Source organism: Methylosinus sp. Ce-a6 (genome assembly GCF_009811655.1).
GTDB lineage: Bacteria > Pseudomonadota > Alphaproteobacteria > Rhizobiales > Beijerinckiaceae > Methylosinus.
Genome location: NZ_BGJX01000001.1, coordinates 176,854 through 198,061, shown reverse-complemented (window position 1 = coordinate 198,061; position 21,208 = coordinate 176,854). Strand labels below are relative to the sequence as shown.

The 21,208-nt window shown below is 65.3% G+C and carries 15 protein-coding genes and 1 tRNA gene; 11 read left to right on the top strand and 5 right to left on the bottom strand.

What is annotated here, in order from left to right:
- Positions 1-142 precede the first annotated feature (142 nt).
- Both mutL and Mspo_RS01035 read left to right on the top strand, forming a co-directional pair.
- On the top strand, positions 143-1,969 hold the full coding sequence (mutL, locus tag Mspo_RS01040) for a DNA mismatch repair endonuclease MutL (protein ID WP_159726075.1): 1,827 nt from the start codon (positions 143-145) through the stop codon (positions 1,967-1,969).
- Between the two features lie 149 nt (positions 1,970-2,118).
- Positions 2,119-3,204 carry a hypothetical protein gene (locus Mspo_RS01035; protein WP_244613019.1) on the top strand — a complete coding sequence of 362 codons (1,086 nt, stop codon included), beginning with the start codon at positions 2,119-2,121 and terminating at the stop codon, positions 3,202-3,204.
- A 167-nt stretch (positions 3,205-3,371) separates the two neighbouring features.
- Here Mspo_RS01035 and Mspo_RS01030 read toward each other — a convergent pair whose 3' ends face one another.
- The gene (locus Mspo_RS01030; RefSeq protein WP_159726074.1) at positions 3,372-3,710 is read right to left on the bottom strand and encodes a YidB family protein; all 339 of its coding nucleotides are present in this window, start codon (positions 3,708-3,710) and stop codon (positions 3,372-3,374) included.
- A 224-nt stretch (positions 3,711-3,934) separates the two neighbouring features.
- On the opposite strand from Mspo_RS01030, the gene Mspo_RS01025 reads away from it, so the two are divergent.
- Entirely contained in the window at positions 3,935-4,681 is a 747-nt protein-coding gene (locus tag Mspo_RS01025; protein WP_159726073.1) for a YebC/PmpR family DNA-binding transcriptional regulator, read from the top strand.
- Positions 4,682-4,816: 135 nt separating this feature from the next.
- On the opposite strand, the gene Mspo_RS01020 is transcribed toward Mspo_RS01025, so the two are convergent.
- Positions 4,817-5,155, bottom strand: coding sequence for an integration host factor subunit alpha (locus tag Mspo_RS01020; protein WP_159726072.1), 339 nt, complete (start codon positions 5,153-5,155; stop codon positions 4,817-4,819).
- 240 nt (positions 5,156-5,395) lie between these two features.
- Positions 5,396-6,220 (bottom strand): carbon-nitrogen hydrolase family protein, encoded by an 825-nt coding sequence (locus tag Mspo_RS01015; protein WP_159726071.1) that lies wholly within the window; start codon positions 6,218-6,220, stop codon positions 5,396-5,398.
- A gap of 167 nt (positions 6,221-6,387) precedes the next feature.
- Between Mspo_RS01015 and Mspo_RS01010 the strand changes: the two genes are divergently transcribed.
- The 4 genes from Mspo_RS01010 to Mspo_RS00990 all read left to right on the top strand — a co-directional run bounded on the left by Mspo_RS01010 (position 6,388) and on the right by Mspo_RS00990 (position 8,827).
- Positions 6,388-6,464 (top strand) — tRNA-His (locus tag Mspo_RS01010).
- A 353-nt stretch (positions 6,465-6,817) separates the two neighbouring features.
- Complete coding sequence (locus Mspo_RS20175; RefSeq protein ID WP_306344906.1) at positions 6,818-7,414, top strand: addiction module antidote protein; 597 nt, start codon at positions 6,818-6,820, stop codon at positions 7,412-7,414.
- Positions 7,415-7,584: 170 nt separating this feature from the next.
- The gene (locus tag Mspo_RS00995) at positions 7,585-7,965 is read left to right on the top strand and encodes a hypothetical protein (protein ID WP_159726069.1); all 381 of its coding nucleotides are present in this window, start codon (positions 7,585-7,587) and stop codon (positions 7,963-7,965) included.
- 499 nt (positions 7,966-8,464) lie between these two features.
- A complete protein-coding gene (locus tag Mspo_RS00990; RefSeq protein ID WP_159726068.1) occupies positions 8,465-8,827 on the top strand; it encodes a hypothetical protein in 363 nt (120 codons plus the stop codon).
- Between the two features lie 235 nt (positions 8,828-9,062).
- Here the strand turns inward: Mspo_RS00990 and Mspo_RS00985 are convergent, their stop codons facing one another.
- Positions 9,063-10,535 carry an MBL fold metallo-hydrolase gene (locus Mspo_RS00985; RefSeq protein WP_159726067.1) on the bottom strand — a complete coding sequence of 491 codons (1,473 nt, stop codon included), beginning with the start codon at positions 10,533-10,535 and terminating at the stop codon, positions 9,063-9,065.
- Between the two features lie 118 nt (positions 10,536-10,653).
- A complete protein-coding gene (locus Mspo_RS00980; protein ID WP_244613017.1) occupies positions 10,654-12,066 on the bottom strand; it encodes an aryl-sulfate sulfotransferase in 1,413 nt (470 codons plus the stop codon).
- Between the two features lie 284 nt (positions 12,067-12,350).
- Between Mspo_RS00980 and ribA the strand changes: the two genes are divergently transcribed.
- From ribA to Mspo_RS00960, 4 genes are all read left to right on the top strand, one after another.
- Positions 12,351-13,457 (top strand): GTP cyclohydrolase II RibA, encoded by a 1,107-nt coding sequence (gene ribA / locus Mspo_RS00975; protein ID WP_159726066.1) that lies wholly within the window; start codon positions 12,351-12,353, stop codon positions 13,455-13,457.
- Positions 13,458-13,584: 127 nt separating this feature from the next.
- The gene (locus Mspo_RS00970; protein ID WP_244613015.1) at positions 13,585-14,913 is read left to right on the top strand and encodes an efflux RND transporter periplasmic adaptor subunit; all 1,329 of its coding nucleotides are present in this window, start codon (positions 13,585-13,587) and stop codon (positions 14,911-14,913) included.
- Positions 14,910-18,029 carry an efflux RND transporter permease subunit gene (locus Mspo_RS00965; RefSeq protein ID WP_256366330.1) on the top strand — a complete coding sequence of 1,040 codons (3,120 nt, stop codon included), beginning with the start codon at positions 14,910-14,912 and terminating at the stop codon, positions 18,027-18,029. The genes Mspo_RS00970 and Mspo_RS00965 overlap by 4 nt, the downstream gene beginning before the upstream one ends.
- Positions 18,026-21,202: an efflux RND transporter permease subunit gene (locus tag Mspo_RS00960; protein ID WP_159726065.1), complete on the top strand. Its 3,177-nt coding sequence runs from the start codon at positions 18,026-18,028 to the stop codon at positions 21,200-21,202. Before Mspo_RS00965 ends, Mspo_RS00960 begins: the two co-directional genes overlap by 4 nt.
- Positions 21,203-21,208 lie beyond the last annotated feature (6 nt).

The window sequence follows — 21,208 nt, the reverse complement described above, 5'->3', positions numbered from 1 at the left end:
GCGCGCATTGCTCTCGATCGTCGTTCCGCTCGTAAGGACCAAATCGAGGGCCGACGCCGACGACGAGACGCCTCGCCCTTCAATTTCCCCGAATCGTTCCACTCATATAGATTCCGGCCCTCCACCCAGGCCGGGTCCCCTCATGCGCGTTCGCCGTCTCGATCCCATTCTCGTCGACCGCATCGCCGCCGGCGAGGTGATCGAGCGGCCGGCCTCCGCGGTGAAGGAGCTCGTCGAAAATGCGCTCGACGCCGGCGCGTCGCGCATCGATGTCGCCATAGAGGCCGGCGGGCGGCGGCTCATCCGCGTCGTCGACGACGGCTATGGAATGAGCGCCGAGGATCTGGAGCTCGCCGTCGAGCGCCACGCCACCTCGAAAATCCCCGACGGCGATCTCTCGGCGATCGCGACGCTCGGCTTTCGCGGCGAGGCGCTGCCCTCCATCGCCGCCGTCGCCGATCTGATGATAGACGCGCGCGCGACGGGCGCCGAGGTCGGCGCTCAGATCAGGGTCGAGGCCGGCGAGAAGCGCGGGCTGAAGGCGAGCAATTGGCCCAAGGGCGCGCGGGTCGAGGCGCGCGATCTCTTCGCGGCGACGCCGGCGCGGCTCAAATTCTTGAAATCCGAGCGCGCCGAGACGGCGGCCGTCGCCGATGTCGTCAAGCGCCTCGCAATGGCCAATCCCGCCGTGCGCTTCTCCTTCGCGGCGGACGCCGGGGCCGGCCTCGACTATCCGGCCTGCGGCGCCTCGCAGGAGGGGCGGGCGCGGCGCGTCGCCCAGGTGCTGGGGGCGGAATTCTCCGCCAATTCTGTTCCCCTGCGGGCGGAGCGGCAGGGGTTCCGGCTGGAGGGGCTCGCCGGCCTGCCGACCTTCCATCGCGCCAATGCGCAGATGCAACATGTCTATGTGAACGGCCGTCCGGTGCGCGACAAGCTGTTTTCCGGAGCGATCAGGGCCGCCTATCTCGATTTTCTCTCCCACGACCGCCATCCGGCGCTGGCGCTGTTTCTGGAATGCGACCCGCGCGCGGTCGATGTGAATGTGCATCCGGCCAAGGCCGAGGTGCGCTTCGCCGATCCCGGCCTCGCGCGCGGGCTGGTGGTGGGGGCGCTGAAAGAGGCGCTGGCCGCCGCCCTCCATCGCAGCGCCGACACGCCCACCCGCGCGGCGCTCGATGTGCTGGCGACGCGCGCGCGGGCGGCCGCCGGAGGCGGGGGCTTTGCGGCCTTCGGCGGGCCGCCGCTGGCTCGGCCGCTCGATTGGGACCCGCGGCGCTCGCCGAGCGCGCCGGCCGGATTTGCCGAGGCGGCGCAGGCGGGCTTCGACGTCGGGCCGCCCGCCGCCGACGTGCGGCCCGCGGCCGCGCCGGCGCCGGCCGCCGCGGTCGAGGCGCCGCTCGGCGCCGCGCGGGCGCAGCTCCACGAGACCTATATCGTCGCCCAGACGAAAGACGGGCTCGTCATCGTGGACCAGCACGCCGCGCATGAGCGCCTCGTCTATGAGAAACTGAAGGCCCAGCGCGAGGCGGAGGGCGTCGCCCGCCAACTGCTGCTGGTTCCGCGCGTCGTCGAGCTCGACGCGACGCGGCTCGACGCGCTGCTCTCGGCGCAGGCGGAGCTCTCCGCCCTCGGGCTGACGCTCGAGCCCTTCGGCCCGGGCGCGGCGCTCGTGCGCGAGACGCCCGCCGCGCTCGGCGACATAGACGTCGGGCGGCTCGTCGAGGACGTCGCCGATCTTCTCGTCGAGGAGGGCGACGCGCGCGCGCTGACGCGCCGGCTCGACGCGCTTCTGGCGCGCGTCGCCTGCCATCATTCGGTGCGCGCCGGCCGCCGGCTGACGCCGGAGGAGATGAACGCGCTGCTGCGCGAGATGGAGCGAACGCCCGGCGCCGGCCAGTGCAATCACGGCCGGCCGACCTATGTGGAGCTGAAGCTCGCCGACATAGAGAAATTGTTCGGTCGAAGCTGAGCCTCGGGGGGACGCGGAGGGGGCAAAAACCCTTAAGCCGGGGCGCGCCCGAGCGCTTTGATTTCAGGGCGACGACGTGGCATTGTCGCAGCGCGACATTGCTGAAAAAGAGCCTCGTACGCCCGAAAAGAGCGAAGGAACGCCGCGCCTTGATCGAACAAGCGATGTTTTTCGCGCTCGGGTTCCTCGCGGCCGGGCTCGTCACGCTGATGTTCCTGCCCGCCTTCTGGCGGCGGGCCATGCGCTTGTCTTTGCGCCGGCTCAACATGCTGACGCCGCTCTCGATCGAGAAAATGGCGGCGGAGCGCGATTTGCTGCGCGGCGAATTCGCCGTCCGCTATCGCCGGCTCGAGCAGCAGATGGCCGAAGTCCGCTCGACCAAGGCGCAGGATATGATCGAGATCGGCCGCAATGCGGCGCGCATCGCCGAGCTCGACGGCGAACTGACCGTGGCGCTCGCGCGCGGCGACGAATTCGAGCGCAAATTCAAGGAGACCAGCGGTTTTCTCGAGGAGCGGACGGCGCTGCTGCAATCGACCGAAACCGCGCTGCACGACATGACCGACCGGGTGGAGACGCTGATCTCCAATCTGCGCAATGTCGAAATGGACAAGGAGCAGCTCGCGCGCCTGAGCGACGAGAGCCGCGTGCAGGTCTCGACCCATGAATCGAGCATCGCCAGCCTGCATGTGCAGAACGCCGAATTGCGCCAGAGGCTCGACGCCCTGCAGACGGAGTTCGCCTCCGTCTCGGCCGTGGCGCAACGTCTTTCCGCCGTCGACGACGTTCTGGCGCGAACGACTCGCGAGCTCGACGCGGCGGTGCTGGAGAAGGCCGATCTGAAGAAGCAGCTCGACGAGACGCGCGTCAGGCTCGCGGCGCTGGAGCGCAGCTCCGCGGCCGAGATCGAGCATCTCGAAGCCGCTCTGCGCGTCGCCCGCGCGGAGGAGCGCGACCACGCCGATCGTCTCGAGGCCGCCCGTTCCGACAATGCGCTGCTGCAAGGCGCGATGGACGCGCTGCGCAAGGAGCATGTCCATATGCGCGCGTCGCTGGCGGCGGGCGCGAGCGGGGGAGTCGTCGCGGCGGACGGCGCGGCCGTCGAGGCGGCGACCGGCGACCGCGAGGTTCTGGCCTTGCGGCAGGCGATCGTCGATCTCGGCGTCCGAATGGCCGAGATGGCCGCCGCGACCGCCGCCGAGCCCGACGAGGCCGCCCAATCGAAGCGGGCCTGAGCCGGAGGTTTCTCGCCGCTCAGGCCTCTCCGAAAACCGCTTCGCACTTTTCGGGAACACGCTCTAGGGGTCTTTCCGTGTTTCATTGAAACACGGAAAGACCCTAGGCTTTTGTTTTGACGCGATTCCGGACGCCGAACCGGTGTCCGCTTCGGCTAAAAAACGCTCTAGTGACTCTGGGGTGGCAGCTTGCCCTCCGGCGTCGCCTGGTCGACGACCTTGGGCAGATACTCCGCCAGCGCGGCCGATACCTTGTCGACCGGAATGCCGAATTTGGCTCCGAGCTCCTTCACCCGATCAGAGCCCAGCGTCTGCTGGACCTGCTCCGCGGAGATCGGCAGGTTCGGGCCCGTCCCGATCCAGGACTTGACCTTCTCGCCATAGCCGCTCTTCTCGAAGTCCTCGACCACTTTGTCCAATCCGCCGCGCTTTTCGACATAGCCATTGATGAGCGTGGCGAGCTCGACGCCGATCGCGCCGCCGATAATTCCGTCCAACAGACCCATATCGTCCTCCCTATGCTCGACGAAAGCGCCGAAGCGTCGCGGGCCGGCCGCGACAAGGCCCCGACATAGGGCGCAGGCGGCGCAAGTCGACCGCCGCGCGCCGGGCGCGGCGTCGCTCGAGGATCGCTCGCGCTTCCTTTATTTCCGGGAGCGGCGGAGGTATATCACGCGGCGGAATTGCGACGCGGGAGCGCGTCGCCGATCGGGACCACAGGGCGAGAGCGATGGCGGGACATAGTCAGTTCAAGAACATCATGCACAAGAAGGGCAAGCAGGACGCGATCCGCTCCAAGCTCTTCTCCAAGCTCGCCCGCGAAATCACCGTCGCCGCCAAAATGGGCCTGCCCGATCCCAATATGAACGCGCGTCTGCGCGCCGCCGTGCTCGCCGCCCGCGCCGAGAACATGCCCAAGGACAATATCGAGCGCGCCATCAAGAAGGCCTCGGGCGCCGACGCCGAGAATTACGACGAGGTGCGTTACGAGGGCTATGCTCCGGGCGGCGTCGCCGTCATCATCGAGGCGCTGACCGACAATCGCAATCGGACGGCCGGCGAAATCCGCTCCTATTTCACCAAGGCGGGCGGCGCGCTCGCCGAGACCGGCGCCGTCTCCTTCATGTTCGACCGCGTCGGCCTCGTCGAGTTTCCCCGCAAGGCCGCCTCCGAGGACGTGATGATGGAGGCCGCGATCGAGGCCGGGGCGGAGGATGTCTCCACCACCGAGGAGGCGCATGAGATCGTCACCTCCGTCGAGGGGCTGCGCGACGTCGCCAAGGCGCTCGAGGCCAAATTCGGCGAGCCGAAGAAGGCGGCGCTGGTCTGGCGGCCGCAGAATACGATCGCCGTCGACGACGAGGCCGGCGAGAAGATCCTCAAGCTCGTCGGCGCGCTCGAGGACAATGACGACGTCCAGAACGTCTACGCCAATTTCGAAGTGTCGGACGCGCTGGTCGCAAAGCTCTCGGGCTGAAGAGGCGAGGGGGCCGTCGCGCCGCCGGGCAGGCCTGCGCAAACGGATGCGAGCCTCCACGGCTCGCGGTCCGATGCGCGCTCCGGACCGCGAGCCTTGGAGGCTCGCTTCATGAGCCGAGATGCGGAAGCGACGTCAGTCCGCCTCTTCCAGATGCTCGGTGGGCAGGCCGTTCACCTGCGCGATGAGCACGGGCGAGGCCTTGAAGGTCAAGACCTTGCGCGAGCAGATCGGCGCTTCGACGCCGGTCTTGGGGTTGCGGCCGACACGTTCGCGCTTGGAGCGGACGTTGAAGCTGCCGAAGGAGCGCAGCTTGACCGACTCCCCCCGCACCAGGGCTTCGCTGATCTCCTCGAATGTGGCGTCGAGGATTTGGCGGGCTTCGGCTCGCGACAGCGTCGGACAACAGCTGTACACCGCTTCACGCAGGGCGGCCCGCGTCAAAGTGCGCCCTGGTTCTATTTTCTTCGTCATGCTACCGGTACGGGCGCGAGCCCGCCCGTTTCGCGGCTCATCGTTCGCGAGGCCATTACTTTTGCTCCCCCCTCTGCCGGCGCCATTTTTTTGCGGCGCGCCGATCCTGTTTTTGCGGATTGTCGGCAGTCTAAACAATAATGTAGCCACACTTTCCCGAATCGTGCAAGTGCGCCTGGGATTTCCCCTGACAGCTCCGTTGGTTAGGTTGAAACAGAGGCTTGGCGCGCAAAGGCGCGCTCAGTCGGGCAGCGCGACGCGATGGCTGGCGACGGGGATCATGGCGCGAACCTTGCGGATGCGCTCGCGGTCGATTCGCGCCGAGACGAGGCCGACGCCCTCCGAGGCGCGGCCGACGACATGGCCCCAGGGATCGGCGATCAGCGAATTGCCATAGCTCACGCGCGTCTCATGCCCGGCCTTGTGCGCGCCGGTCTGATTCGGGGCGCAGACATAGGCCTGGATCTCGATCGCCCGGGCGCGGGCGAGCACCTCCCAATGGTCCTTGCCGGTGACGAGCGTGAAGGCGGAGGGCAGGGCGACCATGTCCGCGCCTTTGTCGGCGAGCGCCTGAAATAGATAGGGAAAGCGCAGATCGTAGCAAATGGCGCAGCCGACGGTCAGGCCGTCGCAGTCATAGGTGACGATGGCGTCGCCCGGCTTGAAGGCCGCGCTCTCGCGATATTGCGCGCCGTCCGGCGCGGTGATGTCGAACATATGGATCTTACGGTAACGCGCCACTTCGTCGCCGCTGCGGTCGAAGGCGACGGTGGTGTTGTGGAGGCGTTCCTCGCCCGGAACCTTCTCGAGAATGGAGCCGGCGTGGATATAGACGCCGTATTCACGCGCGAGGGCGCTGCAGAGCGAATAGGCGGGGCCGCCGGGCAATTCCTCGGCGGCCGCGGCCTTGTCGGCGCGATTGCCGCCGATGAAATCGAAGACCTCGGGCAGGCAGATCCAGTCCGGGCGCTCCTCGCGGACCGCACGATCGACGAGGGCGCGGGCCGTGGCGAGATTGGCGGCCTTGTCGCTGACCGAATTCATCTGGACCAAAGTGACTTTCATCTCGGGGGCTCTGGCTTCGAGAGGCGGTACGGCGGCGGGGCGCGCGCCGCCGCGGGGCGGCCATTCTAGACCGGCGTGGCGGCGAGAAACACGGAATTTCATTCCGCCGACCGCATTTCCGCATTGCATTGGCGCCGCGATGCTTTTAGTTTCCGCCCCGCTGGCGTGCCGCCATAGCTCAGTTGGTTAGAGCACCAGATTGTGGATCTGGGGGTCCCCCGTTCGAGCCGGGGTGGCGGTACCATCGAATCAAAAGCTTATGCGGGGAATCGGCATTCCGGGCTCGACCTGTGTCGCCACGTGGCAGCGCTCGCTCCAAAGCGACGGCAGGCCTTCCCCCGTCGAGCCCTTTTGGCAATATCCTTCGCAAGCTGAGCGATTCCCTCCCGTTCAATCGAGCGGGCAAGGCGAGACGCTCGCAAAAATTCTGCGCGCCCTCGGAGTCGTCGCGTTCATTCCGGAGACAGCCGCGGGGCGGGCGTGAGGCTACGAAAGGGGCGGTAGCGCCGGGTCGCGATTTGTCCGGGGTTGCCCTTGATTGTTAGTATCCATTTGGATACATATGTAGCGCTTGCCGATGCTCGCCTATGGCCGCCCATGTTTATCCTCGTTCGATCGTCGGCCTTTGACGAGTGGCTTTCCGGGCTCGCCGATCAGAAGGGCAAGGCGCGAATATTGGCGCGTCTGACGAGCGCGGCGCTCGGCAATTTCGGCGACTGCGAAGCCGTGGGTGAGGGCGTGTCGGAAATGCGCATTCACTACGGGCCGGGCTATCGCGTCTATTTCGTCAGGAACGGCGCCGCGATCTATTTATTGCTGAACGGCGGAAACAAAGGGGCGGCGCGATATCGAGCGGGCGAAGGAAATGGCGCGAGAGTTGAAGGAGCCGGGACGATGAGCAGTGATTTCGCGGCCTTCGACGTGTCCGATCACCTCGATAATGACGAGGTGATCGCCGCATATCTCACGGCCGCAGCCGAGGATGCGAACCCGGATGTTTTGCTCGTGGCGCTCTCCGAAGTGGCGAAGGCGCGCGGGATGGCGCAAGTCGCCGCGGCCGCTGGCCTCGGCCGGGAAAGCCTCTACAAGGCGCTCGCTCCCGGCTCGCATCCCCGGTTCGAGACGGTCAGCGCCGTGCTTCGCGCGTTGAATGTGAGGATTTCCCTCAGCCCTGCAAAGACGCCCGCGGAGTAAATCGCCTGCGCGTCCAGCTCGACGCCTTTGTCGAAGAGGCTCCGGTCACGGCGTCGACATCGGCGCCGAGCGCTTCCCCGCAAGCTTCGAGATTAACCATTTCTTAACGCTTTGATTGCAAACTGCACGGCCCCGCTTATGATTGTCGATCATCGGAGGCGGGTTATTCAATGTTGAGAGTTCTTTTCCTTGTGGCGGCAATCGCCGCCGTAACAAGTAGTTGTGCAAAACGGGCAGACGAAGTAGCGGCGGTTTACGTCTCACCGCTGCAATATGAGACCTACACATGCCCGCAAATCGCCGAGGAAGCGCAACGGATCAGCTCTCGCGCAGCACAAGCGGCCGGTATCCAAGATCACAAGGCGACACAGGATGCTGTCGTGACTACGGTCGGCGCGATCGTATTTTGGCCGGCGCTGTTCGCTCTGAGCGGAGATGATGCGCAGACCGCCGAACTCGCGCGACTGCGAGGCGAGGCCGAGGCGATCGAACAAGCGGCGATCAAAAAGAAGTGCGGAATCACCTTTCAGCGGCAACCTCCCCAATCGTGAGCTGCATTCTGCGGCGCGCGTTGCAGAGATTCGATCGATGAGCAAGCTGAACGGATGGCAGAGGCTCGGCGTCGTTACTTCGACGATCTGGCTTCTTGTCGTTACGACGCTATTTGTCGGCCTCCATTGGCCGAGTTGGTCATCTAAAACGTGGTCCAGTGCGTCCACAGGAATGCAGGGAGAGTTCATTCAAAAACAAGATGATAGAGCCGGCCATCTATTTGATGACATACCATATGAACGATCTCCTTCACCGTACGCTGATCTGATCCCGAGGAAACAAGCGATGACACGTGACGAACTGATCGCCACATCGGCTTTGTATATTGTGTTGTGCTTTGTGCCGATTTCATTGCTATGGGCCGCTGGATATACGGCTGCTTGGGTTGTCGCGGGGTTTAGGAGAGACGACGCATAATTCCATTCGTCCGGCATTTGGATTGCCTACAGCTCTACGACCCGAGGTCTCAGTGCCAGATTCGAGAGACTGGAGAGGTGTATGCGTATTGTAGTTTTTGTCGCCGCGATACTTTCCCTTCAGGGATGCAAAAGTGCAGAAGAACGAGCCGCCCAAGCACGTGAAGAGCGCGAGCGCGTCATAGCGTCCGCGCGCGATGTTTGCGCGAAGTTCGGCCATGCTGTCGGATCGCCCGTGTTCTCGGCATGTGTCGAGAAAACATTCTTTGAAGTAACATATGCGCAAGAGCGTGAGGCGGCGCTTGCCGTCGCTCGACATGCGGCCTTCCAGGAATCGCTTTCGAATGATCTCGGTCAGATAGCCTCCAACATCAAGCCGGCTTATCAGAGCGGCGGATCCATGCGCTGTTCTACCTATGGCCAGACGGCGAACTGCAACTGGTAGAGGGGCTCCGACGGGCGCTTCTCTCCAATGTCTTCCGCGCCTCGGACGGTGCCGAAACCGCTGCGATGCGACGCCTTGCCCAAGCGTTTCCAGCCGAAGTGGACGCCAGTTCGGCGTCGGAAAACGCGTCGAAACAAAAGCTGAGAGTCTTTCCATATTTCAATGAAACATGGAAAGACTCTCGGCTCCGAGGCGATGTCCCCGGCCTCGCAGCATTGCGCGGCCGGGGCTTTTCTCAATTGGCGGCGGCTTTCTTCAAGCCGATCGCCGCGCGCAGCTCGTCGATGCTCGCGACGCGGCCGTGCAGGCCCGCGATGCGCTCCACGTCGAGGCCGAGCTTCTGGATATTGTCGTAGAGATTGACCGAGAAAGGATTGGGCGTCGCCGGCGGCGGCGCGCCGACCGCGGCAGGCGTATAGGCGTCGGCCTCGACGACGAGCTTTTCCTTCGGCAGATAGACGAGCGCGAGATCGTCCGAATGGCCGCTGCCGGCGATGTGATGGATCTCGATCGCATGAGCGTCGCCGAGCGCGCGCTTGTGCTCATAGGTCTCGAATTTCGCCGCCTTCTTCGAGGCCGCGAGACGGTCGGGACGCAGCGTATGCGGCGCCGCCCAGGCCTTTTCGTAGAAGGCCTTGCCGATGTCCTGCGTCACAATGGCCGCGCCGGCGTCGACGAAAGTGCGCAGGCCGCCCGAGTGATCGAAATGCACATGGCTATTGACCACATATTTGATCGGCTTGCCCGGTATGATCTCGCCGACCTTCTGGATCAGAGCGATCGAGCGCTGCTCGTTCAGCGGCGCCTCGATCAGCACGACATGATCCTTCTCCTCCACGGCGACGCTGTGATGCGTGCCGCCGGTGAGATAATAGACGCCGTCGGCGAGCTTCTCCGACGCCACGGTGACGACGGGCGTGGGCGCGCTCGCCACATTGGCCGGAACCGCGATGTCGACCGCGCCATTGGCCTTGGCCGAGGCGACCACGACATGCAGAATTTCATGGCCGCCTTCGCTGCGATGAATCTCCGCCGGGAAATGCAGCCCGCCGAAATCCTTATAGCTGGAGAAATGCGTCTCCAGGAGCGTATCGCCCAGCACCGGCGTGTCGATCCAGGTCTTGATCCGCGACACATGATTGTCGGCGCCGATGAGGCCGACGAAGCTTCGATTGCCGATGGCGAAGGAGACCTCGACGCCGGCGCCGACGGTTTCGGACTTGGCGTTATTGGCGAGCGCCGCCTTCAGGAAGCCCTGCGGCGTCGTCCAGATTTCGGCGACGCGCTCGTCGACGGCGGCAGGCGCGGGCGTCGCGACCGGCGCGGTGCCAGGAGCGGCGCCCTGCGGAGTGGCGACGTTCCAGGCCTTCTCCCCGAGGATGGACCATTCGAGCTTCTGCTCGACGGGCGCCGGCCGCGGACGGCCGTCGGGCGTCTGCGAGCGCGTGATCAGCACGCGCTCGGCCGCTTTGTCGAAGTCGATCGCCGCGCTATAGGCGGAAACGTCGAACTTCGGCCAATCGCCGCCCGGAATCGGCGCCTGGCCGAACTGATACCAATGGCCGGAGCCCGCGAATTCCAGCGTCTTGACGCTGGCGGCGGAAGCGAGTGTCGCCGCCTCCTGCAGCGAGGCGGCCTGCGCCGCGCCCGCAATGACCGAGGCGGTCAGTCCGAGGCCGGCGATCGTCTTGAATCTGGGTATCGACATGAGAACCTCATCTTTCGTTTTGAGGTGAGACAGCTCGTCGCCGGCGCGTCGCGACGCGCCGATGCTCGGGGAGCCCCGGGCGAAAGCGGCGCTCACGCCGCCACGCCGATCGAAGGCGTTATTTGGACGTCAGCCGAAAGGCGCCGTTCTCCGGCGGCGCGACGGCCGTCTCGGAACGCGGAGTCCCTTCCGGCGCCCAGTCATAGGGAACCGGCTGCGCGCGATAGACGCTGTAATTGAGCGTCGGCCGTCCGGTCTCGGCGTCCTTGCCGCGGCGCGGATAGGGGCTGAGATATTCCCAGACGATGTCGCCGTCGGGCGTCACCTGGAAGAACCGCCCGATCTGCCCTTCGTCGATGAAAGTGTCGCCATTGGGCAGGCGGCGCGCATTGCTGATATGCGTGCTGCGGAAGGTCCAGCCGGGATTGCCGGAGCTCGCGCCGGTATATTGCCAGACGATCTGCTTGGAGACGGGATCGATCTCCAGCACGCGCGAGCCGCCCGTGAAAGAGACGGACGCGCGCGGATAGCCTGCCTCGCCCTGATTGTCGAAGACGAGCAGATTGCCGGCGCCGGGCAGGCCCTTGGGAATGATCTGCGCGTCGTGCTGGCCGGAGATCTGATCGACGGGCCGCGGAACCTTGCGCGACGTCGTCGATCCGTCCTCGGACACCGGCGGGAAATGCGGCCCGAGCGTCCAGACGATCTTGCGCGTCTTGCGGTCGATGATGGCGATGAAATTGCCGTTGCGCGAGTCGAAGATCAGATTTTCTGGGGCAAAGCGCTGGTCGCCCTCGTCGAACCAATGATTGGGGCCGAGCGGCTTCAGATCATTGACGTGGAGATAATCCGGATTCTTCGAGCCCTTGATCAGCTTCAATTCATCGGCGGTGAAGCCGATCTCGTCGAGATGATCCGAGGCCGCCCAGGTCCAGACGATCTCGCCGTCCGGATTCACCTCATAGGCGACGTCGTCCAGCACTTGCGGCGCGGCGAAGCCGGGCAGCGGATAGGAGACATTGGCGAGCAGCAGCGTGTTGCCGTTGGGCAGGCGCGCAATGTCGTGATGCTGGCGCGCGACGCCGCCCGGCGCCGCGGGCCCGAAGCTCCACACCGGCTTGCCGTCCCAATCGACCTCGCCGACAGTCTTGCGCACGCGGGTCCGGGCGCGCCCGGGGGTGAGATCGGTCCCCTTGCCCTCCTCGCTCTCCAGCGTGATGAAGATATGCCCGCGCGCGCCGCCCGCGAGCGCCGGATCGATGAAGGCGGCCGGCTGGCCCGTATATTTCCACTCGCGCACGACCTTGCCGGTGAGGTCGACGAGCCTCGTCACATCGTCGCCGCCGGCGAAGAGGACGTAGGAATTATAGGCGCGCGCCGGATCGTAGATCGTCGTGCCGGTCGGATAGACGCTGGGCTCCGCCGTGGCGCCGACAGTCGCCGCCAGAACCAGGACGGCCGCGCAGGCGCCGCGCGAAATAGACGCTTCGAGAAAGGTTTTGATCGAAAAGCGATGCTTCTCGCCAGCCATCGGACGCTCCCGTCTTGCTGCGATGGCGCATTATATTCACATATAGTCGCTATGATAAATAGCAAAGTGCTCGAGTTCTCCACATTAGAAGGAATTCGTCGACCGCGGCGCGTCTGAAAGCAGGATAAGTTGTATTTCCAATGCAATCTAGCCGATTTGCTTCACGATGTCGCGTCGCCGGCGGCGGCGCGTCGCCGACCAGCCGCCGCCACATAACTCGTGCTTGTATATAGAGTCTAAAAACTATATCAGTCGCGCTCAGGAAAGAAAGCGACGGAGGCCTCGTGACAATTTCAACCTCGCGACCGGAATTTCGCGACGCAGCCGGCCAGATCGACGTCGAGCGCGCGATTTCGGAAATCCGCGGCGGTCGGCCGGTCATCCTCCACGACGACGCGGAAATGATCGTCGCTCTGGCTTGCGAAGCGCTCGACGGCGATCTCGCTGCGCGCTTCGATCGTCTGTCTGGCGGCGGAACGCTGCTGGCGCTTGCGGCGCCGCGGCTACGACGTCTCGGGGCGGCTCGACGCGAGGCCGGAGCGATCGCTCTGCCGGTCCTCGACGTCGCGCGCGCGCATGCGCTCGCTTTCCATGCGTCGGCGCGGCTCGACGCGCCCGCCGCTCCGCTGGCGCCGCTCGACGAGGGCGCGCTCGAGCTGATGCGGCTCGCACAGCTTCTGCCGGCCGCCGTCATCGCGCGCGGCGGCGGCGCGAAAGCGATTTTTCCGCGCATGTTCGACGTCGCTCTCGCCGATGTGAAATCCTTTTCTCTCGCCCGCCTCGCCTCCTTGCGCATCGTGTCTCGCGCGCGCGTGCCGCTCGAAGGAGCGACGGACAGCGAATTCATCGTGTTCCGCGGCGGCGAGGGGCTGCGCGATCAGGTCGCGATCGTCATCGGCGCGCCGGATGTCTCGAGGCCGGTCCCCGTCCGTCTGCATTCGGCCTGCCTCACCGGCGATCTTTTCGGCAGCCTCAAATGCGATTGCGGGGATCAGCTGCGCTATGCGGCGCGTCACATGGCCGAGAACGGCGGCGGCGTGCTGCTCTATCTCGATCAGGAAGGCCGCGGCAACGGCCTCGCCAATAAAATCCGCGCCTATGATCTCCAGGCGCAGGGATTGGACACTTACGACGCCGATGAAACGCTCGGATTCGGCGCCGATCAGCGTCGTTTCGCCTTCGCCGCGGAGATGCTGAAGGCTCTGGGAATCCGCCGCGTGCGCTTGCTGACCAACAATCCCGAGAAGATCGCGGCGCTCGCGGAGGCGGGACTCGAAGCAGTCGACGCAGAGCGCCTTCTCGGAAGGAGAAATACGCATAATTTGCGCTATTTGGCTGCAAAGCGCGACAAGGCCGGCCATCTCATCGAGCTCGACCGCGCCACCAGCTGACGCGACGAGACCTCCACGCGATCCGGACAGATCAGTTGCATATCTCTATCGACATTATATAGTTATTCTCTCGATGTGGCTCATCGGCGAATGACGACGCTTTCGACGACGGCCTCACGAGGAGACGATGACGCGACCGGCGCAGACCGTCGTCAGGAAGAGCATCCGCGCGGAGTTCGATCCGATGAGTTCCGACATCACCGACGCCGCCCCTCCTTTCGTCGGAGCGGCGAGGCGGCTCTTGCCGCGCCGCCATCTCGCCAGATGGATCACGGCGGCGCTCCTCGGCGCGCTCGCGCTCGGCGCTTGGCGCTACCGTGCGGCGGAGCCGCCGCCGCCTCCCGGCGGCGGACGCGGAGCTGCGACCGCCGTCGCCGCGGCGGAGATCGTCCGCGGCGATTTCCCGGTCGTCTACACAGGCCTCGGAACCGTCACCGCTCTGGTGACCTCGGTCGTCAAGGCGCAAGTCTCCGGACCGCTCCTGAAGGTGAGATACACGGAGGGACAGACGGTCGAGGCCGGCGACATTCTCGCCGAGATCGATCCGCGGCCCTTCGACCTCGCCGTTGCGCAGGCGAAGGCGCAGCTCCAGAAGGACGAGGCGCTGCTCCAGAACGCCGAGCGCGATCTCTCCCGCTACGAGACGCTGCGAGCGAAGATCAAGGACGGCGTCTCTGCTCAACAGCTCGACACGCAGCATTCGCTCATCGGCCAATATCGCGCCGCGGTGGAGATGGATCGCGCGCTCCTCGGCCAGGCCGAATTGAATCTGAGCTACACGCGCATCGCCGCGCCGATCGACGGCCGCATCGGCCTTCGTCTCGTCGATCCCGGCAATATCGTGCAGACCAATGATGCGAACGGCATAGCGGTGGTCACGCGGCTCTCGCCGATCACCGTGATCTTCACCCTCCCGGAGGTGAAGCTGCAAAATCTGCTTCGCCGCTTCCGCTCGGGCGAACGATTGGCCGTCATCGCCTATGATCGGGAACATGCGGGCGAACCGGCGCGCGGCGTTCTCTATGCGATCGACAATCAGATCGATGCGACCTCCGGCACGGTGAAGCTGCGCGCGGAGTTCCCCAATGACGGCGAGACGCTCTACCCCAATCAATTCGTCAACGCCGAACTGACGGTGGAAGTGCTGAAAGGCGTCGTTCTCGCGCCGGCCGCCGCGATCCAGCGCGGGGCGAAGGGACCTTTCGTCTATGCGATCGACGCCGACGACAAGGTCGTCGTCCGACCGGTGCGGCTCGGTCCCTCAGACGGCGAGCGCGCGGTGATCGAGGCGGGCGTCGAGGCCGGCCAGCGCGTCGTGGTGGAGGGCGTCGATAAATTGCGCGACGGCGCGCGGATCACGCTCGCCCACGCAGCCGGCGCGACGCAGACGAAGGAAGGGCGCGAGGGAACGCCCGCCGAGCCGCGCCGCGCGGCCTCGAGAGCCGCAGCGCCGTGAGCGCAAAACCCTCGAGCGCCGTCGATATCTCGCGTCCCTTCATCGAGCGGCCGGTCGCCACCACATTGCTGATGGCGGCGATCTTCCTCGCCGGCGCCATCGGCTTCAGACTGCTGCCGGTCTCGGCGCTGCCGCAGATCGACTATCCGACGATCGAGGTGCGCACCTTCTATCCGGGCGCCAGTCCCGAGGTGATGGCGGCGACGATCACCGCGCCGCTCGAGCGTCAGCTCGGACAAATGCCGGGCCTCGCGCAAATCGCCTCGACGAGCTCCGGCGGCGCATCCATCATCACCTTGCAGTTCGGCCTGAAGCTCTCGCTCGATTTCGCCGAGCAGCAGGTGCAGGCGGCGATCAACGCCGCCGCGAGCTTTCTGCCGAGCGATCTTCCCGCCCCGCCGATCTACGCCAAGATCAATCCCGCCGACGCGCCCGTTCTGACGCTCGCGCTGCGCTCCAAGACTCTGCCGCTCCAGCAGGTTCAGGATCTCGCCGACAGCCGCGTCGCACAGAAGATTTCGCAGCTCTCCGGCGTCGGCCTCGTCAGCGTCGCCGGCGGCAATCGGCCGGCCGTGGTGGTTCGCGCCGATCCGGCGAAGCTCGCCGCCCATTCCTTGTCGCTCGAGGATTTGCGCGCCGTCATCTCCAACGCCAATGTCAATCTGCCCAAGGGCAATATCGACGGACGCGTGCAGCAATTCGCCGTCGACGCCAACGACCAGCTGCGCAACGCCAAAGATTATGAAGGCCTCGTCGTCGCCTATCGCAACGGCGGCCCGGTGCGGCTCGTCGACGTCGCCGAGGTGACGGAAGGTTCGGAAAATCGCGAGCTCGGCGCCTTTGCGGACCTCGAGCCCGCCATCATCGTGAATGTGCAGCGCCAGCCGGGCGCCAATGTCATCGCAGTCGTCGATCAGATCGAGACGCTGCTGCCTGCGCTCGCCGCATCTCTGCCGGCGGCCGTCGATCTCACCGTGCTCACCGATCGCACCACCGCGATCCGCGCTTCCATTCACGATGTCGAAATCGAGCTGCTTTTCTCCATCGGCCTCGTCGTCGCGGTGATTTTTCTCTTTCTGCGCAGCCCGCGCGCGACGATCATTCCCAGCGTTGCCGTGCCTCTCTCGCTCATCGGCGCGCTCGCGGCCATGTATCTGCTCGGCTACAGCCTCAATAATCTGACGCTGATGGCGCTCACCATCGCCACCGGCTTCGTCGTCGACGACGCCATCGTGATGATCGAGAACATCTCCCGCCATATCGAGCGTGGCGAGACGCCGCTCTCGGCCGCGCTCGTCGGCGCCCGCGAGATCGGCTTCACCATCGTCTCGCTGACCATCTCGCTCATCGCGGTTCTCATTCCGCTCCTCTTCATGAGCGACGTCGTCGGCCGCCTGTTCCGCGAATTCGCGGTGACGCTCGCCGTGACGATCGTGATATCGGCGATCGTCTCGCTGACCCTCGCGCCCATGCTCTGCGCCAAGCTCCTGCGCGCGCAGGACGCTCATACGCATGAGGCGAAAGGCCCGCATGACTGGTTCGATCGCGTCATCGACGCCTATGGCGTCTCGCTGCGTTTCGTGCTCGCTCGTTCGCGCGCGACGCTCGCCGCCTTCGCCGCGACATTGGCGCTGACGGGCGCCCTCTACGCGGCCATCGGCAAGGGTTTTTTCCCCGTGCAGGATACGGGACTGGCGCAGGGCTTCTTCGAGGCGGATCAATCGCTGAACTACGAGGCGATGCGGAGCAAGCAGCTCGCGCTGGTCGAAATTCTGCTCGGCGATCCGGCCGTCGAGAGCGTCTCGTCCTATCTCGGCGTCGACGGGGTGAATCGCACGCTCGACTGCGGCAGGCTCATCATCAAGCTGAAGCCGAAATCGGCGCGCGCCGATACGATTTCCGCCGTCACGCGCCGCCTGCAAGACGCGGCGCGCGATCACGCGATCGGCTCGCTTTTCCTACAACCGGCGCAGGACCTCTCCATCGATGCGGGCGTCGCGCGCGGCGCATATTATTTCGCATTGCAGGACGCCGATCCGGCGACGCTCGCCGATTATTCACGCCGCCTCGTCGACAGATTGTCCAGCCTACCGCAATTTCGCGATGTGTCGAGCAGCGCGCGAGACAGCGGCCGCGCGCTCTACGTCGAGATCGACCGCGACGCGGCCGCGCGCTACGGCATTTCCGTCGCGACGATCGACAATATTCTCTATGACGCTTTCGGCCAGCGCATCGTCTCCACCTTGTTCACGCAGACCAATCAGTATCGCGTCATTCTCGAGACCGCGACGCGCGGCCATTCCGGCATCGAGACGCTCGCCGATCTGCGCATTCCCGCTAATGGCGGACGCGAGACGCCGCTCGCCTCCATGGTGAAAATCCGGGAGATCGCCGCCCCGCTCTCTATCGACCGCCTCGCGCAATTCCCGGCGACGACGATCTCCTTCAATCTTGCGCCCGGCCATTCGCTCGGCGCGGCGATGGAGGCGTTCGCGGCGGCGCAAAAGGAGCTCGAGACGCCGGCGAGCGTCATCACGGCGCCCCAGGGCGCGACCGCGGCCTTCAACGCCTCGTCGGTCTCCACGCTGCTCTTGATCCTAGCGGCGATCGTCACCGTCTATATCGTTCTGGGCGTGCTCTATGAGAGCTATGTTCATCCGGTGACGATCCTCTCCACGCTGCCTTCCGCCGGCATAGGCGCCTTGTTGGCTTTGATGATCGCAGGAGAGGATTTCGGCGTCATCGGCGTGATCGGCGTCATTCTCCTCATCGGCATCGTGAAGAAGAATGCGATCATGATGATCGACTTCGCTCTTCAGGCGGAGCGCGACGAGAACCTCTCTCCGCGCGCGGCGATCTACGAGGCCTGCATATTGCGGTTTCGCCCCATATTGATGACGACGCTCGCCGCGCTCCTCGGCGCGCTGCCGCTGATGCTCGGCTCCGGCGAAGGCGCGGAGCTGCGCCGGCCGCTCGGCGTCGCGATCGTCGGCGGGCTGATCTTCAGCCAGATCCTCACCCTCTATACGACGCCGGTCATCTATCTCGCCTTCGACGGTCTGGCCAAATCCTTGCGTCGTCGCACGGCGAAGATCAAAGAGCGCGAGGCCGCATGAGCGTCACCGCGAGAGCGATCGAGCGCCCGGTGGCGACGAGCCTTGTGATGCTGGGGCTCGCGCTCGCTGGGCTCGTGGCGCTTTTCCTGCTGCCGAAGGCGCCGGTTCCCAATATCGACTATCCGGTGATTTCGGTCTCCGCCACCATGCCGGGCGCGAGCCCCGAGACAATGGCGGTTTCTGTCGCGACGCCGCTCGAGCGCCGCCTCGGACAGATCGCCGGCGTGACCGAGATGACCTCGTCGAGCTCGCTCGGCGCGACGCGAATATCACTGCAATTCGATCTCGACCGCAACATCGACGGGGCGCAGCGCGACATTCAGGCCGCGATCGCCGCAGCGCGCGCGGACCTTCCCGCCTCGCTGCGCAACAATCCGACCTTCCGCACTTCCAACCCCGCCGAAGTGCCGGTCGTCGTCATCGCGCTCTTCTCGCAACGCTTGACGCCGGGGCAATTGTTCGAGATCGCCTCCAATGTGCTGCAGCAGAAATTCGCGCAGCTCGAAGGCGTCGGACAGGTGGTCGTTGGCGGCTCCTCGCTTCCCGCCGTGCGCGTCGAGCTCGATCCGCAGGCGCTCTTTGCCCATGGCGTCGCGCTCGAGGATGTGCGCGCCGCGCTCGCAGCGACGAATTTCAACGGCCCCAAGGGCGCGATCGAGGAAGGCGAGCGGCGTCTCACGCTCTACGCCAACGACCAGTCGCGCCGGGCCGCCGATTATGAGGGGCTCGTCATCGCCTATCGCGGCGGCGCGCCGATCAGATTGCGCGACGTCGCCGAGGTGGTCGACTCGGTCGAGGACACGCGCAATTATGGAATGAGCAATGGCCGCACCGCCGTGCAGGTGCAGATTTTCCGCCGGCCTGGAGCCAATTTCATCGAGGTCGTCGATCGCATCAAGGCGCTGCTGACGCCGCTCGCGGCTGCTTTGCCTGCCGACGCGGAAATGCGGATCGTGCAGGACCGCACGCTGACGATCCGCTCCTCGCTCGCAGAGATCGAGACGACGCTTCTCGTCACCATTCTCCTCGTCGTCTTCATCGTCTATCTGTCGCTCAAGGATGCGCGCGCGACGCTCGCGCCGAGCCTCGCCATGCCCGTGTCGCTGATCGGCGCCGTCGGCGCGATGTATCTGCTCGATTACAGCCTGAACAATCTCTCGCTGATGGCGCTCACCATCGCGACCGGCTTCATAGTGGACGACGCCATCGTCGTCGTCGAGAACATCGCCCGGCGAATGGAGGCGGGAGAATCCCCGCGTTCCGCCGCGCTCGAGGGGTCGCGCGAGGTCGCGTCGACGGTCTTTTCCATGAGCCTCTCGCTCGTCGCCGTTTTCCTGCCAATTCTGTTCATGGGCGGTATCGTCGGACGAATGATGCGGGAGTTCGCGATGACCCTCTCGGTCGCGATTCTCGTCTCGCTCGCTCTGTCCGTCACCGCGACGCCCATGCTGTGCTCGCGCTTTCTGCGCAGCCATTCCCGGCCGCCGCGATTCTTCCTGCTGCGCTGGAGCGAGACGGGATTTTCCGCGCTGCATGGCGTCTATGTCCGCACGCTGGACGCCGCATTGCGTCGGCCGGCGGCGACGCTCTGCCTGCTGCTCGCGACAATCGCGCTCAACTTCTATCTGTTCGATCTCGTGCCCAAGGGCTTTTTCCCGATCCAGGACTCGGGGCGCATGCGCGGCGCCATCGTCGCCGATCAGAGCGTCTCTTTCCCCGTGATGAAAGAGAAGCTCGAGCAGTTCATAGCAATTTTGCAGGCCGATCCCGGCGTCGCGACAGCGACGGGCGCGATCGGCGGCGGCTTCGGTCCCGGCGGCTCGATCAATGTCGCCGATCTGCTCGTCACGCTGAAGCCCCTCGCCGAGCGCAAGGCTTCGGCGAACGAGATCATGGCGCGGCTGCGTCCGCAATTCGCGCGTGTGTCGGGCGCGAGCCTGTTCCTGCAATCGGTGCAAGACATTCGTCTCGGCGGGCGCACGGGCGCCGCCATGTTTCAATACACGCTTCTCTGCGACGATCTCGACGTTCTGCGCGCCTATGCGCCGCGCATCGTCGAGGCGCTGCGCCGTGGCGGAGCGCTTCTCGACGTCAGCTCGGACCAGCAGGACAAGGGATTGCGCAGCGACGTCGTCATCGACCGCGTGAAGGCGTCGCGGCTCGGGCTGACAGCGAACGCGATCGACAACACGCTCTATGACGCTTTCGGACAGCGACAAGTGTCGACGATCTACGAGCCGCTCAATCAATATCATGTCGTGATGGAGGCGGCGCCGCGGCGTCGCGAGACTCTCCGCGCGCTGGACGAGCTCTATATCGGAAGCGGCGCCGGCGCGGCGCCGCGGGCGTTTTCGCCGCGCGATGCGACGAGCGCCTCGAGCCCGGTGAGCGCCGCCGCCACGCCCATGGTCCCGTTTTCGACCTTTGCGCGATTCGACGACGGCGTGACGCCTCTGCAGGTCAATCATCACGGCCATTTCGCGGCGGTGACGATCTCCTTCAATCTCGCGGAAGGCAAGTCGCTGCGGGACGCCGCGGATGCGATAAAGGACGCGATGGCGAAGACCGGCGCGCCGGCGACGCTGCAAGGCGTCTTCGCGGGCAATGCGGCGGGCTATCGGGAGGCGCTCGCCAATCAGCCGCTGATGATCGCGGCGGCGCTGGCGGCGGTCTATATCGTGCTCGGAATGCTCTATGAGAGCTTCCTGCACCCGCTCACCATTCTTTCGACGCTGCCGTCGGCCGGCGTCGGCGCGTTTCTCGCGCTGCTCGCCTGTGGAACGGAGCTCAGCATCATCGCCATGATCGGGGTGCTGCTGCTCATCGGCATCGTCAAGAAGAATGCGATCATCCTCATCGATTTCGCGCTCGCGGCCAAACGACGCGGCCTCGGGTCGCAGCAGGCCATTCGCGAGGCTTGCGTGGCGCGTTTTCGTCCTATTCTCATCACCACGCTCGCCGCCCTCTTCGGCGCATTGCCGCTCGCGCTCGGTTCCGGCGAAGGCGCGGAGACGCGCCGGCCGCTCGGCATCGCCATCATCGGCGGCCTGCTGATCAGTCAGATTCTCACGCTCTACACGACCCCTGTCGTTTTCCTCTATGTCGAGCGGCTGAGACTGCGGCTCGGCGGCTGCGCGCCGAGCCGCGGACTTGCCAAAAGCCTGATCGGCTAAGTATAA